The following is a 19,489-nucleotide window of genomic DNA, read 5'->3' as shown; positions in this document are numbered from 1 at the left end:
GTGCATTTCCTATAATCCGTTAATTTTGGCAATAATTTATAAAATTCAAAGATTTGGATCATGCCCTAAACTTTTTCTGTAATTTTTGGGAGTCATTGCAGTCTGTTTTTTAAAGTAACGGTTAAAATAACGACTATTTGTAAATTGAAAAATATATGCGATCTCTGCAATTGGCATAGTTGTTTCGGTTAATAACATTTTGGCCTCACGCAAAAGCCTGCTGTTAATCCATGCGGTTGGCGTTCTGCCTGTTTTAGCTTTTATGATTCGGGAAAAATAATCTTCATTTAAAAATTGCAATTCGGCAAAATCGCTCGCTTTTAGTTGTTTGGGCTTTTCGCCATTTAGTATTTCGTTAAAGTAATTTTCCAGATCTTTATAAAACGTATTCACTACGTTTGAATTGTTATTTTTTTCAATTAAAGGATTTAATTGATTTTGAAAAAGTTCCTTAATCTTAATAAGCAGAAACTCTACCATATTGCCAATTAAGATCATTTTATCCTCTGAATTGCCTTTAATTTCGTGCTTAATCTGATCTGTATTACTTTTTATTATAAGATAATTTTCCAGATCAACTGTAGTGTAAATAAAGGATTCTGAAAGTAAAAATGGAAATTCTTTGTAGATGTCAGAAATGCAGTAATTGGCAAGAAACTTTTCTGTAAAGCAGATAAAGTAAGCTTCTGAAATATGATCGAATTTATAATTGCGATAATGCCCAGGACCCGTTACAAATATACTGGACGATTCCAGTCGTATCTCTTCGTTATTAAAAAGATGCACAGCACTTCCGTCATTAATTATAAATATCGTAAAGAAATTTGCTCTGTACGTATTACTAGCTTTAATTAATTTATTTTTATCCAGATGGTCTATTTCCTGAAGCATAAAATCTTTGCTTATCAGCTCAGAAGTAGGCAGTCCAAACCAATCGCAGATTTCATTCAGTGTTTTAAGCATTGGTATTTTGATCTCCATGTAATTCATTTTAAAAAGAAAAAATAATATCTAAATTGAAAAAATAACAGTCGCCAATTTGATACTATAATTTTCGGTTTTGTTAATAGTCTTAAACTGGAAGATTTGAGACAGATTATTGCTGTTTAGTAGTATTATTTATGATTAAATGGATATAAAATATTCTATTTCAATTTCTTATATACTGCATAATTACTAAAGAATTATTAGTTTAACTAATATTAATTGCGAAACCTTTTTTTAATCTTAGGTTATTATAATCATTTGTAGATTATTCACAGATAATGGGCTTTTTTGTATGTGTTTTTCATCATGTAAAATTAGCTTGAGTGCTGTTGCAAGCTTTTAATCTTACCTAGAAAAGCGAGTTAAAAGTGTTCCGTAAAAATTTGGTAAATCTGCATTTTGTGCATAAAAAAAGAGACAACTATAATTGTCTCTTTTAGTGATTCTTTATAAAGAGTAAGCTTGCAATGTTTTTTTTGCCCATTTTCCCCAATCTTTCAAAGCATCCAAAAGTATTTTGTTTAGTCCTTTATTGTCAGTAGGTTTACCTTTAATGGGTGGTGCTAAATCTTTGTCAGAAACTGGAATTTCGGTAACCTTTGTCGCAAACCATGTCATGTTTTCATGTGGCATGGCCAATCCTAAAATTGTCCCAGGTAATCCTGTAAAAGATTCAGGGCCGCCAGAAAACGGAATTTGAATCGTGTAATAGGCAACAACATAAACAGAATCGAGAACTATAGCATTTGCCCTGCGGCATTCATAACCCGCAATTTCTCTGGTTTCATCGGTAATTTTCCAGTCAATTTTGCGCAAACTGTCTTTAACTAAGTATAAATCGTCATAGACATTTTTTTGTGTAATACTGGTTTTCGTATCCAGATCTGTGGCGATAACATTTTTCAAATTTGCCATTGCATCATCTGCAATCCAACTGTTGTTGCTTGTCGATTCAGTGCTTTCATTCCATTTATACAAACTTTTGTTTTTGGAAAAGCTAAGTGTGCTTTTTACAGTTTTAAATTGTGGATTGTTTTTTTTATAACCTTCGAAAGCTAATTTATAGTAACTGTCCGTTTCTCCTTTTATTTTTTTTGTAATCAAAGCATACATATTCGATTTTTTCTCAAATTCGATTACGCCATTTTCTACAAAGTGGTCATTTTGTGCAAAAGTATTGCAGCTTACCAATACAGTTATTATAATTAAGATGCGATTTAGTATTGTTTTCATGGTTTTAGTTTTGTTTAATTTCTCCTCCGCCCATTTTGCTGAAATCCCAGCTTACAGAGAACATAAAGTATCTTTGAATAGTGGTGTAAGTGCTTTGATTGATATTTCCATTAAATGCAGAACGATTAAATCCTACATTTTGGTTTAAAAGATCTCTTCCCGTTATAGAAACTCTTAAATTATCTGATTTTAAGAATTTTTTGGTGATCGATGCATTCCAAAGAAAACGTTCAAAACTTTCTTGAATCACTTGCGTTTTTCCATTATATTGATAATTGCCATCTGTGCTAATTTCTAGTTTGAAAGGTAATTGTATACTGGCCCAGAAATTCCCATTAAAACCCCAGCCATTACTATCGGTATTTTCGTTGATGCTTGCATCAGCCACGTTGTAAGTAGGTCCGAAACTAGTATTAAAATTATATTTTTTTTCTTTATTCTTTGATAAGTTTAAATTAAGGGAATACGTTGAATTTTTAGTTTGATTCAGTTGCGTATTGATGTAATTATAGTTTACATTTTTGTTAGCGCTGAAACCAATTCCTGCTGTCATGTCTATGGCTTTGATTGTTTGGCCAAAATTACCATTCAGAAAATAACTTGTTGCAGCTTTGTTTTTTAGGTTTACAAATTGAGAAATACTTTGTCCTCTATCATTTGTAACCACATTGCTTATGATTGGATTTAGCGTAATGTTATATGATCCATTAACCGAAAAATATTGATTGCTTAGTACTTTATACGAATAATAATTTCCTCTAAAAGTATTTTTAAAAGAAGGATCCAAATTTGGATTACCCACAATCGTATTTAATGGGTTTTGATTATTTCGTATTGGCTGTATTTGATCTAGTGTCGGCTGCTCCGTGTTTCCGTTATACGACAAACGCAATACTTCTCTTTGTTTAAAATTATATTGATAGCTCATCTGAGGCATGTAGTTGATAAATTTTTGCGTAAAAGAACTATCCGTATAAACATCATATTGTTTAAAGTTTACACCACTAAATTTAGAACCAAAAGAAAAAACAGTTTTATTTTTTTTGTAATTAAAAATCGCTCCAATTTGGTTTATCGTTTGGTCTAATTCATAATTATTACTAAAAATAGAATCCAAAACATTATAGTCGCCATTTGGAGACTGATTAAAAGATTTACGATCCGCTTTTCCGTTGCTAATGTTGAATCCATAATTAAGAATTACAGATAAACTTTTGGATAGTGGCTCGGTATAGATTAAATTTGATTTAAAAGCTGTATTGCTAATATTGTTGACTTTCTTTTGATCGACTACTTTGGTGCTATCTGGACTAATTACGGACGCTGTAAAAAATTCAGCCCTAGAATTTAAATAACCATCACTTTTGCTATCGGTGCTTGATTGGCTTAAATTAAGAGATAATGTTCGACCTTTTTTCTTAAGCCTTTTGGTTAATAAAGTATTTATATTAAATGTTTTATCATCAGCATCGTTTGTAGTTGTCTGTTTCAAGTTATTCAATTTGTTACCTTGTTCGTCAGTACCTTTTCGCATCTCTGCTTCACTTGAATTGCTTTTTTTAAATAACCCATCAACATTTAATTTTAAAGTTAAAGTAGTGTCAATTTTAATTTCATAAGCCAGATCAAGTTTGTTTTTAGTCATGTTTTTCTCAAAACTCTTGTCTGAAGTATTATAAATGCTGCTAGAACTTAAATTTTGTTGGTTAATATCATTTCGATTTCCTGAAAGTTTGATATCGCCAATTTTATAATTTGCATTGATCGATTCTTTATCTTCGTTCCATTTATTGTCAAAATGTATTCCGCCAGTTTGCACTACTGGAATCCCTTCACCATTAAATTGTCCATCCCAACTTTCAAATTCATCATTTCCGCTGTTCGTAAAATAAATACCGCCGTCATCAGTTACCTGATAACTGCTTTGGCCATATTTATCTTTATCTCCCCATCCTAATCCTACTTGTCCTGTGTTGCCTAAAATGCCATAAGCGGCTAGTTTTTTCTTATCCCAAAACTTATTAAACATGGCTTGGCCTTTGTAATAATTATCAGTTCCTCCTCCGAGTTCTACTTTCCCGAAGTGGCCATTTTTTTTGTCTTCTTTAAGTTTAACATTTAGCGTTTTGGTTTTCTGGCCATCATCAATTCCTGTAAAAGCGGCTTGATCACTTTTTTTGTCATACAATTGAACTTTATCAACCATATCTGCACGTAGATTTTTTGTAACCAAAGTGGGATCATCGCCAAAAAATTCTTCGCCATCAACCAAAACTTTGGTTACAGTTTCGCCTTGAGCGGTAATTTTCCCATCCTTATCAATTTGTATTCCTGGAAATTGTTTAATCAGATCTTCCACTTTTGCATTAGGTTCTATTTTAAATGCTTTAGGATCAAATTCTAATGTATCTCCTTTGATTTTCATGGCGGCTCTATTGCCTTTTATAATTACTTCGGTTAGTAATCTTCCCTTATCGGCCAAATTAATTTTACCATAATCTTTGATTAAGTTTGTAGAATCAACAGAAAATTGATCTACAAAATCGGCGTATTTGGGATAAGAAACCAGTAGAATAAATTTACCGGCCTTAATATTATTCAACTCAAAAGAGCCATTTTCTTTAGCTCGTGTAAATTTTACTAAAATAGAATCTTGTGCTCTTAACAAAGAGACTGATGCTTTCGCTAAATTAGACTTGTTTATGGTATCTGTTACATATCCTTTAACTGTACCTGATATTTGTGCTTGTAAATTATTTGATAAAAAAAGAAAGCAACATAATAATAGAATTGTTTGTCTCATTAATTGGTTTGTGGTTTTTTGAAAAAAGGCATAATAGTTCTATTCTATTTTTTGAGAAATAGAATTAAAATGCATTTGTTTTGTGAGTGGTTTTTTTAGTAAGAAGATTGTAGATGCTACAAGAGAAATTGAAATACTACCTTTTTATACAGTTTTGCAGAAGTAGATTGACGTGGTTTTGTGAAATTCATAATTTTTTAATAAGGTTTTGATTGTTGATTTTGTGAGTTTTAACTATTTAAAATGATAATGTTTAATAAAATAGTTAAATATTGACACGTTTCAAATGTATGTAAAAATACTACAATGTAACAAAGGCCTTTGCTTTTTATTAACAATTGCGGTTTGTAGGAATCCCAATTTTATCTTTGGAGAAATGTAAATTAAAAACGAAGTTGTATTCAATTGGGGTTGTAATAAAAAAATGGCGCCAATTGAAGACAATTGGCGCCATTTGGCTTTGTGACCTGTAGTTTACAATTTAAAAATCATTTTATAAATAATAAAGAAATCGGTCTATTTTTGAATTGATTCAGATAAAATAATTCTTTTATCCAGAAGCAGTTTGTATATATTGTGAAGAGTTTAATTTGAAATCGATGATATATAAGATTCTAGTGCAATACCTTTTAATGTAAAGGTGTGAGAATTATGGCTCATTAAAATTGAGCTTCTATAATAGTAGTATCAGATTCAAGATTAATATGCTGAATGTTGTTTGCTGGTTTTTCATCCCAATCGCCCCAATCTCCATTATAGATCTTTAAGCAGATCATTTCATTATTTTCTCCCTGCAGTATACGTGTACTAGAGAGACTGCATTTATTTTTACTAAGAGTTGATTTGGTGGTTTCCATAACTGAGTATTTTAAGAATTAATCAATTTTAGATACGTTAAGTGTATCTGTTTTGTGTAAGAATGCTTCTTTGTGGGTAGCACTTGAATTTTCATCTTCGCAAAGATGTTCACAGCCATAATTTAAAACTGATGTAAGAACTACAATAATGATAAATAGAATCTTAAACTTTTTCATGTAAATTTTTATGATTGATTTGTTTTTACAAAGATAAATTCAAGCTTGCGTATATCTTACAGAATTATATTCTGCATTTTATATAATTCCCACTTATTAAGGTGATTATCGTTGTTTTCTTACTGAATTTAGAAGCTAATTTGTGCTTTAAACGCTTATTAAAACAACCAAACATGGGAATTATGTAACATTGAAATGGTAATTATACAAATCGCCCCTTCAATTCTATTGATCTTTGTAAGATTCTCAAGTGTAATCCCAAAATTGAAATATCATGGATAAAAGAGGGCCAATCATAATTATAGAAGAAAATATAGAAGATCGCCGTTTATTTGCCCAGATTTTTTTGGAATTAACGATAGGTAATAAAATATTATATTTTGATACACTTCAAGAATCATACGAGGAATTACTATCAAATAAAGTAAAACCTTTTCTGATTTTTGCCAATATTCTTCAATTTGAAGAAAAAAACAAGCATAAGAATTTGGAAAATCATACTATGACCAGCCAAAAACTAGATTGTCCTTGTTTGTTTTTTTCAGTTTTGTTTCCAAACTGCTTTATTATAGATACGTATTCTGTTCCTGCAAAGAGTTATTTCATAAGTCCATACAGTGAAGAAAAATTCAAACAAGTATTGTATACTATCATTCAATTTTGGACTGCAAAAAATGACCTATCGAAAGAAGATAAAGAACGAAAAGCAAAATTTAAACTTCTAAAAAACAAACCCATCTAAAAAACTAGATGGGTTTTAGTTTTTATAAATTTCGATTAGGATTTGTACCATCTTCGTCATTTAAATCTCCAAGATCTTCGTTGTCTAAATCTTCATTACTGATGTCTTCATTATCAAATTCATCATCCAGTTCGTCACTTTCTAAATTCTCATCATCAAATTCGTCTGTGTAGCTTTCTTCATTGCCAAGTTTTTCATTGCCAAATTCTTGACTTCCCAATTCGTTTGTGTCCAAATCGTTTCCATAATCAGGTTCTGCATTGTCAGATATCGAGTGATCTGGCGGTGTGTCAATATCTGGATCTTGATAGTTTTCTTTATTTTGAAAATTCTCCTCTCTCAGAGTATAATTTTCTTTTTCTTCTAAACTCATAATACAATTTTTTAAATGTTATTTTTTAGATGACCCTGATTCTTTTTTAGAACCTGAAGCAGCTTTAGAACCGCTTTCTTTTTTATCCATTTTTTTGTCTGATGCTTTAACACTATCAGCACTTTTTTTGTTTGAAGTTGCCATAATATAATTCTTTAAATTTGTTAATAAGCCAAATGTAAAGCGTCTATAAATCATTATTTTACATATAGATTGACTTCAAGTTGTATAATTATCAGTTTCGAGATTTTCATTAAAAAAAACACCTGCAAAAGATCACAGGTGTTTTCAAAGTAAGAAGTAGTAACAGTAAATTCTTATTCAGCAACTGCAGCAAAATTCACTAGATTAAGCGCTACATCATTTAAGATGCAATCTGCTTCTTTCTCTTCTGCAAGTGTCTGGGTCAATAATTTTGCGGCATCATTTTCACCAATTGCTTTTGCAAAAGCAACCAAAGTTCCATAAGAAGCAATTTCATAATGCTCGATTTTTTGTGAAGCTGCTATAATTCCAGCATCTCTAACAGGGCCTGGAGCCGTCTCTTCTAAAATGCTGTCTCCTTCTTTTAGCAGACCAGCCATAGCTTCGCATTTTTTTCCTTCGGCTTTTTCGCCTAATAAATCAAAAACCTGCTCCAATCTTGAAACTTGGTTTTGAGTGATAGCAAGATGTTCTAAAACAGCACCAGCAAGTCCCGCAGCAGATGCATTAGCCGCCATTTTCGGCAAAGCACCTACCAAGGCATTTTCTGCCCAATAAATATCTTTTAAACTGTCAATAAATAAATCTTTCAATTCTGTAGCCGCATCTGTTGCTGGCTCTACAATATTTTTTGCAGCATTATTTTTTATATCTTTTGTTTGGCTCGCTTTTGGCTGAGCCGTATTTTTCTGACCTTGTTTTTCTGAATTTTTCATTTTTATTTTTTTTTGATATTAGATGTATAAGTTTGGTTCGCGTTGCCAAAAACGGTGTTTGCTCATTGCGTTTATAAAATCCTGAGCAAAGGCTTCAGTAGCGATTTCGCTGGTAAGGATTATACCTTCATCTTCATTGGTGATTTTTGAAGCAAATGGTGCTCCGCTGATAATTTCAGAAGCTTCTCCATCGGCACCGATTACTTTGCAGTGTTTGTAAGCGTCATTTAAGTATTCCATCACATCGTCATTTTCTGCTAGTACATTTAGGCCTAAACCATGTGGCACATAAACAGCATCAAATAATACCGATGATGCAGTAAGGAAACTAAACTCTGCAGCAAGCGCCCCATCAGAATCGGTTAAAACAGAACCTAAGTGCGGTGCAATAACACAGCCTTTGGCACCTGCTTTTTTGAGTGCATTTTTGATATTCATAACAGACGCTTCAGAAACGCCGTCAGAAACTAAAATGGCTACTTTTCTAGATTCAATAGTAGGCGAGTTGGTTGGATTATTAACCATGCTTAACGCCTGCGAAGATTCTACTTCAGAAGTATTTGGCTGCGGTTCCTGAGTTCCTGCTTCTTCGGTTTCTGGAGAAACACCTTTGTTAATTGGAGTTTCTAAAATTGGTGGCACAGTAGCGCCAAGTCCAGCAGCTACTTTTTCGGCAAGTTCTGTATCGACTTGAGACAATAGCCCGAGCATTCGTACTCTAATGGCGGTTGTTTCTACTTTTCCAAGTTCAAAACGCAATGCTTTTACAATATGGCTTTTTTCTTCTGGTGTCTGGCTGTTGAAAAACAGTTTTGCCTGTCCGAAATGATCCGTAAAACTTTCGCTTCTTGCTCGTACTTTATGTGCATCTACACGTTCGTTGAAGCTAGCAAAACCGCCTTCTGCAATTTTTGCCTGATATGGACATCCGCCGCCTAGTGAATTGGGGTGATAACTTACACGTCCTTTATTAATTTCCTGACGCATGTGCCCGTCACGCTGATTGTTATGAACTGGCGCAACGCTTCTGTTAATCGGAATTTCATGAAAATTCGGACTTCCTAATCTTGATAATTGAGTATCGGTATACGAAAATAATCGTCCCTGTAAAAGCGGATCATTGGTAAAATCGATTCCTGGTACAACGTGTCCTGGATGGAAAGCGATCTGTTCTGTTTCTGCAAAGAAGTTTTCAGGGTTTTTATTCAAAACCATTCTTCCCACTATAGTCACCGGAACTAATTCTTCGGGAACAATTTTGGTTGGATCCAAAAGATCAAAATTATATTTATGTTCGTCTTCTGTTGGAATAATCTGAACGCCTAATTCCCATTCTGGGAAATTTCCCATTTCAATGGCTTCCCATAAATCTTGTCTGTGAAAATCTGGGTTTTTCCCTGAAATTTTCTGCGCTTCGTCCCAAGCAACGGCATGTGTTCCTAATTTTGGTTTCCAATGGAATTTTACAAAAACCGATTCTTCCTGTGCATTTACCAGTCTAAAAGTATGCACGCCAAAACCTTCCATCATTCTGTAACTTCTTGGTATCGCACGATCAGACATGACCCACATAATCATGTGCATGGATTCTGGCATTAAGGAAATAAAATCCCAAAAAGTGTCGTGTGCCGATGCAGCTTGAGGAATTTCGTTATGAGGTTCTGGTTTTACGGCATGAATTAAATCTGGAAATTTAGCCGCATCTTGAATAAAAAATACCGGAATATTATTGGCTACCAAATCATAAATTCCTTCCTGAGTATAAAACTTTACGGCAAATCCTCGAGCATCTCTAGCAAGATCTGTAGAGCCTCGTGATCCTGCAACGGTAGAAAATCGAGCAAAAACAGGCGTTATTTGTCCTTTTTCCTGTAAAAATCCTGCTTTTGTCAATTCTGGAATCGGATTTGTTACTTCAAAAAATCCATGCGCTCCAGATCCGCGGGCGTGTACAATACGTTCTGGAATTCTTTCGTGATCAAAATGCGTAATTTTTTCTCTTAAAATAAAATCTTCTAATAAAGAAGGTCCGCGGTCTCCAGCTTTAAGCGAATTATTATCATCGTTAATTCGAACACCTTGATCTGTGGTTAAAAATTTGTTTGTTCCATCGGAGGTATTGATGGATAAATCTCGTTGTTTTTCGTCTTGAAAATTTTTCATGTTGTTTCTAGAATTAGTTAAAAACTTTACAATAAAATACAGTCTTATCTTTCAGGTTTGTAGGTAGTTGCAGGCTGTAAATTATCAGGTATTTCAAATTTAAATTTTAAGATTGAGCCGTTTTTATAGAATTTTAAACCATTATTCTACAATTGCCACAAACATTTTAAAACAAAAAAATCTCCATTGCTGGAGATTTCATTTTTATATTTGATAGTGTTACGAAGGCAAATAAATTGTCACTATTGTTCCTTTATTGGGTTCGCTCCAGACTTTTATATATCCTTTATGATTATAGACAATCTTTTGTACCAAAGTTAATCCGAGTCCGCTGCCGTATTGTGCGTCATTACTTTGCAGTTTATAAAACGGATTAAAAATGAGCGCTTCAAAATCTTTATTAAAACCAATGCCATTATCGCTTACAAATAGCTTTACATAATTTACTTCTGGATTAGCTCCAAAATCTACTATCTCTTCTGGAGCCACATTTTCTGCTCCAACTGTAATTTCTGAAACAGCATCTTCTTTTGCATATTTAATAGAATTGATGATTAAATGCGAAAAAAGCTGTTGCATTTGTAAAGGAATAACGTGAAGAGTAGGCAAGGGCTCTAGATTTATTAATGGTTTCTTTTCATTTATGACTGTTTTTAGATCATTAACGGTTTTCTTCAGTACCACATTTAAATCGGTTCTTTTAAAGTCTTTGTCTTTTCTGTTAAAATTTATTTTCGAATATTCGATAACATCTACAATAAGCTGATTCATATTATTGGCCGAGCTTAACAGACGGTTCAAATTGTATTTTCCTGTTTCAGACACTGTTTTTTCGCTGTCTAAAACCTTTTTTCCAAACATATAAATTTTACGGATAGGTTCCAGCAGACTTTCGCTTGCCGCAGAGGTAAAAGACTCTAATTGTTTATTGTACGCTTGCAGTTCAGCGTTTTTTGTTTTTAAAGATTCATTGCTCTGCTCCAATTCGGTAATGTCCTCCAGCGCAATTAAAATCATTCCCGCTGGAGCAGAATTTACAATAGGCGAGGCATTGATTAAAATTGTTTTTTTTCCTATTATATCAAAATCAAACTGCAATTTTAAACTTTTTACAATTTCATTTTGTGTCGTTTTTTTTAATATGGATTCCTTAAAAGCAGGAATATTCCAATGTGACTTTCCGATTTCTAAAATCGAAAAACCTTCTGTATGTTCTTCTGTTGTTTTAAAATACTCGTAGAAAGCGGGATTGGCACTTTTTACGACATAATTTTTATCAATAATAATCAAAGGTTCTCTTATGGTTTTTACAATCGATTCATAAAAATTACGCATAGAAGCCAGTTCTTCTCTATGTTCTTTCAATTCATCATTAATGCAAGACAGTTCTGCATTGTTGGATCGAAGTTCGACAGTCGAATTTTCAAGCTGATAATTGATGATTTGCAATTCTTCTGTACTGCTCAATAATTCTTCATTAGCAGTCTGAAGTTCCTCAAAATAAATCTGCTGTTCTTCAGTTACTTTTTTAAAATCGCCTCTAAGCTGTGTTAATTCTTTTTCAATCTGTTTGGTATAATCTGGATCTACGCCTTGCGTTCGTTCGGTTTTATCTAGATTATTGATTTTTCTGCAGAATATAATCAGCAGCAATTCTGGATGATTAGGAAGATAAATTACCTCAAAAGAGGTCATAAAAGATTGATTTTTTATAGCTGTAAATTCACCAGAAAAATTCTTTTTCTCATTTCGGGCTTTCAAAATATAATTGCGCAGTTCAAATTTAAGTTCGTCACGCACCATGTTTATAATATTAAAACTTGGTTTTCCCGAAGCAGGCTGTAAAAATGGGCTGGTATCACCGTGAAAATAAACAATTTCCAAATCTTCATTAATGACTACTGTCGCAGGAGAAAACTGCTCTAAAAGTATATCTGAAGCGATTTTTTTATAATCTTTTTCATTTGAATCTGTCTGAATAGGCTGTTTAATGCTAATATTCACAGGATATTCTGAATGAAATTTTTCTTTAGGCTGAAGCTGTGGTACTTTCTTGCGGGAGTATATTTTATCAGTTTTGTCAATTGCTGTAAACAAATGCGGAACGTGATGCGCCCATTCAGATTTTCCCAGAAAAAGAATTCCGTTATCTCTAAGTGCATAATGAAACGACGCCAAGACATCATTTTGCAAATCTGCATCAAAGTATATTAATACATTTCTGCAGGAAATAAAGTCAATTTTTGCAAAAGGAGCATCTTTGGTCACATCATGAACGGCAAAAATGCACATATCGCGAATTACTTTATTTACATGAAAACTATTGTCTTTTTTATTAAAATATTTTTCGAGTCTGGCATCGCTTATATTTTTTACGTCCTGTAAACTATAAACTCCTGCACGAGCTTTTGAAATGCATTTTTTAGATAAATCGGAGCCTATAATCTGCACTTTTACAGCCGTTTTGTTTACAGACTCCAAATAATCGTGAATGCAGATCGCAATAGAATAAGCTTCTTCTCCTGTAGAACATCCGGCGCACCAGATACGTATTGTTCCACTCGCGATATTATCTATTAGTGATGGAAATGTATTTTTGCATAAATTGTCAAAAGCTTCCTGATCGCGAAAAAAGTACGTTACAGGAATTAATAAATCATTAAAAAGCAAATCTTGCTCAGCTTCATTATTTTTCAATACATTCAAATACCGCTCTATAGTTTCCTGTTTAGTAGCCACCATTCTTTTGGCAATTCTTCGGCGCAAAGTTGTGTGTTTATAATGCTGAAAATCGGTTCCTGTTTTTTGTAGCAGTATAGAAACAATTTGTTCAAACAACTCCTGTTCGTCTGATATAGCTTCGTTTTCTTCATAAGAGTGCGTAAGAATTTTGCTTTTATGAATGTCTCGTAATTGGCTTGTAACCTCATGAGGAGAAACAAAATGATCGATATAGGCCGTTGTGGTTTCATTTTGCACAAATCCGCCTTTAGAAACAACGGCTACCGTAGTGCCGCCCGCTTCTTTTAGTTTTTTAAGACCTGTAGATCCGTCAAAAGGAGTCCAAGCGAGCATTAAACCTACACTGTATTTCTGATAAGTTTCGCCTATTGCTTCAAAAAAGATATCAAAACAATTGTTGGTTTTGTTGCTTCGGTTGGTATATTTTAATTGTAATGTCCCGTTTTCTACAACTAGGAGATTATTTTCAGGAATAAGATAAATAGTGTTGGGCTGAATATTAATATCATGAATAATTTCAACAACTGGCATTTTTGAATCTGCAGAAAGTATCGCTGCAAGATTTTCTGATTGGGGCGAAGACAAATCTTCAAAAATAATATAAGCCATTCCCGAATCTGATGGGAGATGAGAAAGCACATTTTTTAGTAAGTCTATTTCTTTTGCTGCTGCTCCAACGGCAACAACGGGAAAATTATGTTGAGTAATTTTTTCTGATGTTACTTCATTAGTTTTCATTTGTTTACAAGGTTTATGGCAATCTTATAATTTAAAATGTTGTTTGTTGTAAAAAACAGACTTCTAAAACTTTAAAATTTGCAACAAACAAAAGTTATTGTTTTGAAAATCAAATTATTAATTAAATAATCGAACTATGAAAAATGTAATTGCATGCCTTTGTATGATCCTATTTTTCGGATTTGCATCAGCTCAGGAAACTCCTGCACAGAAAAAACAAAGTACGGATACTACTCACACGAAAAGTAAACATCCTACAAAAACACAAAAAAGCTCCACTACTAAAAAGGGAGATACAATCAACAGACAGCGTACTGATAAAAAAGGAAAAACGGTCAAGTCTGGAAATGTAAACAAGACCCCACAAAGTCAAGATTCTATTAGAACAAGACCGTAATGGATTTTTTCGTCAATAAAGTCTATTTTTATTAAAAAGTAGACTTTATTGATTTTTTTCAATTGCTGTCATAGATACTGTAAATGCACACTCCGGACTTATTTATGAGGTTGATTACAGTACTCTATAATAGATCTTTTTATAAGATTGATTTGATATCTTTTCAAGTAAATATAATCTTACTTTTGGAGAGCTTCTTGTATTTTTATGATAAAGATTTTCATAATTCCCATTTTGCTGTTAGTTTTTTAGTCAATAGTCCTTAGTCCCTAGTCCTTAGTTTAGGCTAACGATATTGCTAAAAAACTAAGGACTGGGAACTAAAGACTAAAGACTAAGGACTAGGGACTCTAAAGCTAGTACTAAGAAGGAAGAAAAATACTTATAGCAGTGCCCACATCTACGGTGCTATCAACTTGAATATAACCATTATGATTGGAAACAATTTTTTTGACCAAAGTAAGTCCTAGACCGCTTCCTGAATATTCATCTTTACTATGGAGCCTGTAGAACGGCTCAAAAATGCGATTTTCAAAATCTTTGCCGATTCCGATACCATTATCGCTGACAGTAATTTTGACGTATTCGATTTCTGGATTTCCTGCTAGTTTTGTTATATCTTCTGACGTTGCTTTTACAGATTCAATCTTAATTTGAGGCGCAACATCTTCTTTAGAGTATTTTATTGAATTTAAAATCAAATTCGTTAGCAATTGCTGTATTTGAAAATTAATGGCGTGTATGCTGTTTTCTTCAATAGCAAGTTCAATTACAGCCTCTTTTTCTTCAATAGAATCTTTGATATCATTGAGCGTTTTTTTGAGAAGAAGCGTAAAATCGGTCTTTTTTGATTTTTTTTCGTTAAAACTTATTCTCGAATAATTGATGAGATCAGTAATCAACTGACTCATATTTTTTACCGAATACATCGCACGCTGCAGATTGTGTTTTCCATTTTCTGATAAACTTTTTTCTTTATCAAAAATCCTCTCGCAAAGCATGTAGATTTTATTCAAAGGTTCCTGCAAATCATGGCTTGCCGCAGAGGTAAAGTTTTCTAACTGCTCGTTGTAAACCTGCAATTCTGTATTTCTATTGTTCAACAATTCATTTGATTCTAGTAAATCTGTAATATCTTCAAATGCCAAAAGAACCATTCCGTCCTGTTTCGTGTTTTGAAGCAAACGGGCATTGACCATTAAGGTTTTCTTATCTGTTTCAAGACAGGAAATCTGTAGTTTATAATCTTCAATCGCCTGTTTTTGAACTGCCATTTGTAAGATTAGATTCTTAAAATCAGGAATATCCCATTGAGAGTTTCCAATTTCAAAAAAAGAGAATCCTTCCGTCTCTTTATCAGTTGTGCCAAAATATTTGTAAAAAGCTGGATTGGCACTTTTTACAGTGTAATCTTTATCAATAATAATTAAAGGCTCTCGAATAGTTTGAACGATAGATTCTGCATAATCGCGCATGGAAAGCAGCTGTTCTTGACGATCCAAAAGTTCATCATTGGTGCACATCAATTCCTGATTATTCGACTGAAGTTCTTCAGTTGAAGTCTGCAGTTCTTCATTAAGCGCCTGTAGTTCTTCCGAGCTGCTTAAAAGCTCTTCATTTGTGGTCTGAAGTTCCTCAAAAGCAATCTGCTGTTCTTCGGTAACCTTTTTGATATCGTCACGCAATTGCGATAACTCCTTTTCGAGTTCAGCAATTCGAAGCTGATCTGCATTTTTTTTGTTCGGTTTCGCATCCAAATCCGTTTCAGGAAGCAGACATTTATGAAACAGAATCATAAGATGATCTTGGTCACTAGAAAGCGTAAGGATCTCAAAAGAAGCCTGATAATTCTGGTCTTTTACCGTAAGGTTTTCGTGGAGTATATTTTCTCTATTTTTTTTAATTTCAGAAATCGCATTGCGAAGTTCAAAAGCAATTCCTTCGCGAGCCATTTTTAAAACATTAAAATTAGGCCTTCCTGGTGCAGGTAATAAAAACGGAGAAGTATCGCCATGAAAATGAACAATTTCTAAATGTTCATTAATAATAACACTAGCCGGTGTATATTTTGAAAATAGAATATCGTCGGCTATTTTTCTAAAATCGATTTCCTCACCGCTTTGAACTGCTGTCTGGCGGCTTATAGAATTATAAATCGGTTTAAACGGCTGCGGAACATAACGGGCAGGAGTAAATTTTTTAGCGTAAATTTTATCCTGTTTGACAATCGTTTCAAACAAATGAGAAGCCGTATTTGCCGATTCTGATTTGCCAAGAAAAAGAAACCCTTTTTCTTTTAAAGAATAATGAAAAGAACCCAACACTTTTTCCTGTAAAAATGAATCGAGATAAATCATCACATTTCGGCAGGAAACCAAATCGATTTTAGCAAAAGGCGGATCTTTTATAAAATTGTGCCTCGCAAAAACACACATATCGCGAATTACTTTATTGATATGATAATGCCCTTCGCGCTTGGTAAAATAATTTTCTAATCGAGTTTCAGAAATATCGCGAACATCTTGCGCAGAATAAACGGCAGATCTCGCCTTGGCAATGGATTTCTCTGATATGTCTGAAGCAAAAATCTGGACTTTTACATCTTTGATGTTATGCTGAGAGAAATATTCACAGATAATTATAGCAAGCGAATAGGCTTCTTCCCCCGTTGAACACGCTGCTGTCCATATACGTAATGTATTATCGGTACAGTTTTCTATTAATTGAGGCAGAATTGTTTTAGAAAGCGAATCGAAAGAATCTTCGTCTCTAAAAAAGTAAGTCACAGGAATTATTAAATCGTTGGCTAACAATTCCTGTTCATTTTTATCATTGCGGAGAATGTCGTAATAATCAGTAATGTTTTCTTTTTTTAAAGCCACCATTCTTCGGTTAATGCGCCTTAAAATAGTTGGTTTTTTATAATGAAGAAAATCATTACCTGTTTTTTGCAAAATAAGATTTAAAATCTGCTTTAGAACCCCATCTTCTTTTTTAGGAATATCCACCTCATCACTATAAAGATAACTTTTACGAATGCTTGTTAAATGAGGTATGATATTTTCTGGAGTGAGAGCAAAGTCGATCGCATCGGCTTCAATAGCATTTTGAACCGTTGTTTTATGCACAGCAGTTTCTGGATTTTGCACTATGGCAGTGCCGCCAAATTCTTTTATTTTCTTTAATCCGTGCGTGCCGTCAAACGATGTTCCCGAAAGCAAAATACCAATTGAAAACTCTTTGTATATTTTGGCTAAAGCTTCAAAGGAAATATCGATAGGCGTCGTAATTTTATCAATACGAGTTATATGCTGCATTTTCAAAATTCCATCTTCCGCAGACAAATAATTATTCTCTGGTACGATAGAAATAGTATTTGGCTGAAAATGGATTCCGCTTATAATTTCTGCAACTGGAATTTTTGCATTTTGACTTACTGCTTCAACTAATTCAGCTGACGGATAGGAGGATAGCTGCGGAATAATGACAAAAGCCATATCCGAATCTTTAGGTATTTGTGCTGTTATATTTTTTAAAACATCTAAATCTCCTGTAGAAACAGCTATAGCCGTTATTATTAAATTTTGAGAAATATCTTCGGTTTGAAATTTATTTTGCAAGATCATACATTAGCATTGAAAAAAGTATGCATTACAAATATAGGGATAAAAAATGCCTCTAAAATTTGTAATTTATATGTTTAAAGATACTATTATTTTTAACTTTTTCATTCAATTCTTGCGATTTCCTTAAAGGCTTTTCATTAGTTTCTGAGCTGATTATATAAGTATCAAGCTTTTATAAGAACAGAATCCATAAACTTTCCTGTAATAATAGTTCCTTCTTCATCTTCCCATTGGGTAATAATATTTTCGATAAGTTCTGGTTCAAAACCAATTACCGTCATTATTGGACCGCCAAACTCCTGTTTGACATTTTGTCCTTTCTTAAATTTTGTTTCCATAATTGATTATACGATTTATAACAAAATTCATAAAATCGGTATTTATAAGTATTATATTTTTTTAGACAGAACTTACAGGATTTAATGGATTAAGGTCTGCGATCAGCGTTTGATTTATGTAATTATTGATTAAAGTATTATAAGTATAACTTTTTAATATATAGTTATTTAGTGATTGTAATTTAAAATATTTATTTATGAAAGCAGCAGTGATACACGGACCAGGCTCGATCAAATATGATACAGTCGACGATCCTATATTAAAAGAAAAAGACGATATAATTTTAAAAGTAACTTCTACGGCCATTTGCGGTTCTGATCTTCATATTTATTCAGGAGGATTTCCGCAACCACGTCCCATGGTTTTAGGCCATGAGTTTATGGGAATCGTAGAAGAAACGGGATCAACAGTTACACACTTAAAACGAGGCGATAGGGTTGTAGTGCCTTTTCCGATTGCCTGCGGAAACTGTTTTTTCTGTGAGCATGATTCTCCAGGAAATTGCGAACACAGTAATCCAGAGCATTATGGGCCGGAAGGTGGCATTGCTACTCAAAAAGGTGGCGCTCTTTTTGGCTACACCGATTTGTACGGCGGTTATGATGGAGGACAAGCGCAATATGTGCGAGTTCCATATGCCAATTATGGGCCGAGAATGGTTCCCGAAGATTTATCAGACGAGCAGGTACTGTTCTTGACCGATATTTTTCCAACAGGTTATACAGGAGTCGATTGGGGAGAGGTAAAAGGCGGAGAAACGGTGGCTATTTTTGGAGCTGGTCCGGTAGGAATTATGGCTGCCAAAAGTGCGTGGCTTCGCGGTGCAGGATTGGTTATTATTGTAGATACACTGCAATACAGATTAGACAAGGCAAAAGCGACTACAGATTCTGTTACTTTACTTTGGGAAGACGGTCCAAAAGAAGTGATTGAACAAATTAGAGCCATGACCAACGGGCGCGGTGCAGATGTTTGTATTGATGCAGTAGGTTTTGAGCCAGACCGAAATTTAGGAGATCGCATTAAAGCTACCATCAATTTTGAAAAAGGGTCGATTAAAGTCCTTGAAGCTTGTATGAGTGCAGTAAGAAGAAATGGAATCGTATCTGTACTAGGAGTATATCCTGTTAATTATGATAATTTTCCGTTAGGGCAATTTTTTGATAAAGGTATTGTTTTGAAAGGAGGTCAGGCTCCAGCGCACAAACATATTGATAAGCTTTTGGAATATGTTGTTCAGGGAAAAGTAAAATTGGACGATATTATTACGCACCGACTTCCGCTATCAGAAATTGCACATGCTTATGACATTTTCAAAAAGAAAGAAGACAACTGCGTAAAAGTAGTTTTAGATCCTTGGAAATAATCATAAAGGCAAAGTTCTGATCATGA

14 protein-coding genes are annotated in these 19,489 nt (G+C 33.5%); 3 read left to right on the top strand and 11 right to left on the bottom strand.

The window, feature by feature from the left end; translation table 11 throughout:
- Positions 1–45 precede the first annotated feature (45 nt).
- The 4 genes from ACWA1F_RS07985 to ACWA1F_RS07970 form a co-directional block, all read right to left on the bottom strand.
- On the bottom strand, positions 46–981 hold the full coding sequence (locus ACWA1F_RS07985; RefSeq protein WP_456893074.1) for an AraC family transcriptional regulator: 936 nt from the start codon (positions 979–981) through the stop codon (positions 46–48).
- A gap of 453 nt (positions 982–1,434) precedes the next feature.
- Positions 1,435–2,220 (bottom strand): GLPGLI family protein, encoded by a 786-nt coding sequence (locus ACWA1F_RS07980; RefSeq protein WP_456893072.1) that lies wholly within the window; start codon positions 2,218–2,220, stop codon positions 1,435–1,437.
- Positions 2,221–2,224: 4 nt separating this feature from the next.
- Complete coding sequence (locus ACWA1F_RS07975; protein WP_456893070.1) at positions 2,225–5,023, bottom strand: outer membrane beta-barrel family protein; 2,799 nt, start codon at positions 5,021–5,023, stop codon at positions 2,225–2,227.
- Between the two features lie 659 nt (positions 5,024–5,682).
- The gene (locus ACWA1F_RS07970) at positions 5,683–5,880 is read right to left on the bottom strand and encodes a hypothetical protein (protein WP_456893068.1); all 198 of its coding nucleotides are present in this window, start codon (positions 5,878–5,880) and stop codon (positions 5,683–5,685) included.
- Positions 5,881–6,331: 451 nt separating this feature from the next.
- On the opposite strand from ACWA1F_RS07970, the gene ACWA1F_RS07965 reads away from it, so the two are divergent.
- The gene (locus ACWA1F_RS07965) at positions 6,332–6,799 is read left to right on the top strand and encodes a hypothetical protein (RefSeq protein WP_456893066.1); all 468 of its coding nucleotides are present in this window, start codon (positions 6,332–6,334) and stop codon (positions 6,797–6,799) included.
- Positions 6,800–6,821: 22 nt separating this feature from the next.
- Here ACWA1F_RS07965 and ACWA1F_RS07960 read toward each other — a convergent pair whose 3' ends face one another.
- From ACWA1F_RS07960 to ACWA1F_RS07940, 5 genes are all read right to left on the bottom strand, one after another.
- The gene (locus ACWA1F_RS07960) at positions 6,822–7,172 is read right to left on the bottom strand and encodes a hypothetical protein (RefSeq protein WP_456893064.1); all 351 of its coding nucleotides are present in this window, start codon (positions 7,170–7,172) and stop codon (positions 6,822–6,824) included.
- 18 nt (positions 7,173–7,190) lie between these two features.
- Positions 7,191–7,316 carry a hypothetical protein gene (locus ACWA1F_RS07955; RefSeq protein WP_306155469.1) on the bottom strand — a complete coding sequence of 42 codons (126 nt, stop codon included), beginning with the start codon at positions 7,314–7,316 and terminating at the stop codon, positions 7,191–7,193.
- Between the two features lie 173 nt (positions 7,317–7,489).
- Positions 7,490–8,092 (bottom strand): YciE/YciF ferroxidase family protein, encoded by a 603-nt coding sequence (locus ACWA1F_RS07950; protein WP_456893062.1) that lies wholly within the window; start codon positions 8,090–8,092, stop codon positions 7,490–7,492.
- A gap of 18 nt (positions 8,093–8,110) precedes the next feature.
- The gene (locus tag ACWA1F_RS07945) at positions 8,111–10,255 is read right to left on the bottom strand and encodes a catalase (RefSeq protein WP_456893060.1); all 2,145 of its coding nucleotides are present in this window, start codon (positions 10,253–10,255) and stop codon (positions 8,111–8,113) included.
- Positions 10,256–10,474: 219 nt separating this feature from the next.
- The gene (locus tag ACWA1F_RS07940) at positions 10,475–13,735 is read right to left on the bottom strand and encodes a CheR family methyltransferase (protein ID WP_456893058.1); all 3,261 of its coding nucleotides are present in this window, start codon (positions 13,733–13,735) and stop codon (positions 10,475–10,477) included.
- A gap of 136 nt (positions 13,736–13,871) precedes the next feature.
- Between ACWA1F_RS07940 and ACWA1F_RS07935 the strand changes: the two genes are divergently transcribed.
- Complete coding sequence (locus ACWA1F_RS07935; protein ID WP_306155460.1) at positions 13,872–14,132, top strand: hypothetical protein; 261 nt, start codon at positions 13,872–13,874, stop codon at positions 14,130–14,132.
- A gap of 362 nt (positions 14,133–14,494) precedes the next feature.
- Here the strand turns inward: ACWA1F_RS07935 and ACWA1F_RS07930 are convergent, their stop codons facing one another.
- On the bottom strand, positions 14,495–17,758 hold the full coding sequence (locus tag ACWA1F_RS07930) for a CheR family methyltransferase (protein ID WP_456893056.1): 3,264 nt from the start codon (positions 17,756–17,758) through the stop codon (positions 14,495–14,497).
- A gap of 164 nt (positions 17,759–17,922) precedes the next feature.
- On the bottom strand, positions 17,923–18,096 hold the full coding sequence (locus ACWA1F_RS07925; RefSeq protein WP_456893055.1) for a hypothetical protein: 174 nt from the start codon (positions 18,094–18,096) through the stop codon (positions 17,923–17,925).
- A 197-nt stretch (positions 18,097–18,293) separates the two neighbouring features.
- Here ACWA1F_RS07925 and ACWA1F_RS07920 point away from each other — a divergent pair, with 197 nt between their 5' ends.
- The gene (locus tag ACWA1F_RS07920; protein WP_456893053.1) at positions 18,294–19,463 is read left to right on the top strand and encodes a zinc-dependent alcohol dehydrogenase; all 1,170 of its coding nucleotides are present in this window, start codon (positions 18,294–18,296) and stop codon (positions 19,461–19,463) included.
- Positions 19,464–19,489: the final 26 nt, after the last annotated feature.

The organism is Flavobacterium erigeronis (genome assembly GCF_054075165.1).
Note: the sequence above shows the minus strand (reverse complement) of the source record. Positions and strands in the feature narration are given on the sequence as shown.

What these genes read in the sequence shown, in the direction of transcription:
- ACWA1F_RS07985 (WP_456893074.1), bottom strand. Translation starts at nt 981, where the DNA reads ATGGAGATCAAAATACCAATGCTTAAAACACTGAATGAAATCTGCGAT.
- ACWA1F_RS07980 (WP_456893072.1), bottom strand. Translation starts at nt 2,220, where the DNA reads ATGAAAACAATACTAAATCGCATCTTAATTATAATAACTGTATTGGTA.
- ACWA1F_RS07975 (WP_456893070.1), bottom strand. Translation starts at nt 5,023, where the DNA reads ATGAGACAAACAATTCTATTATTATGTTGCTTTCTTTTTTTATCAAAT.
- ACWA1F_RS07970 (WP_456893068.1), bottom strand. Translation starts at nt 5,880, where the DNA reads ATGGAAACCACCAAATCAACTCTTAGTAAAAATAAATGCAGTCTCTCT.
- ACWA1F_RS07965 (WP_456893066.1), top strand. Translation starts at nt 6,332, where the DNA reads ATGGATAAAAGAGGGCCAATCATAATTATAGAAGAAAATATAGAAGAT.
- ACWA1F_RS07960 (WP_456893064.1), bottom strand. Translation starts at nt 7,172, where the DNA reads ATGAGTTTAGAAGAAAAAGAAAATTATACTCTGAGAGAGGAGAATTTT.
- ACWA1F_RS07955 (WP_306155469.1), bottom strand. Translation starts at nt 7,316, where the DNA reads ATGGCAACTTCAAACAAAAAAAGTGCTGATAGTGTTAAAGCATCAGAC.
- ACWA1F_RS07950 (WP_456893062.1), bottom strand. Translation starts at nt 8,092, where the DNA reads ATGAAAAATTCAGAAAAACAAGGTCAGAAAAATACGGCTCAGCCAAAA.
- ACWA1F_RS07945 (WP_456893060.1), bottom strand. Translation starts at nt 10,255, where the DNA reads ATGAAAAATTTTCAAGACGAAAAACAACGAGATTTATCCATCAATACC.
- ACWA1F_RS07940 (WP_456893058.1), bottom strand. Translation starts at nt 13,735, where the DNA reads ATGAAAACTAATGAAGTAACATCAGAAAAAATTACTCAACATAATTTT.
- ACWA1F_RS07935 (WP_306155460.1), top strand. Translation starts at nt 13,872, where the DNA reads ATGAAAAATGTAATTGCATGCCTTTGTATGATCCTATTTTTCGGATTT.
- ACWA1F_RS07930 (WP_456893056.1), bottom strand. Translation starts at nt 17,758, where the DNA reads ATGATCTTGCAAAATAAATTTCAAACCGAAGATATTTCTCAAAATTTA.
- ACWA1F_RS07925 (WP_456893055.1), bottom strand. Translation starts at nt 18,096, where the DNA reads ATGGAAACAAAATTTAAGAAAGGACAAAATGTCAAACAGGAGTTTGGC.
- ACWA1F_RS07920 (WP_456893053.1), top strand. Translation starts at nt 18,294, where the DNA reads ATGAAAGCAGCAGTGATACACGGACCAGGCTCGATCAAATATGATACA.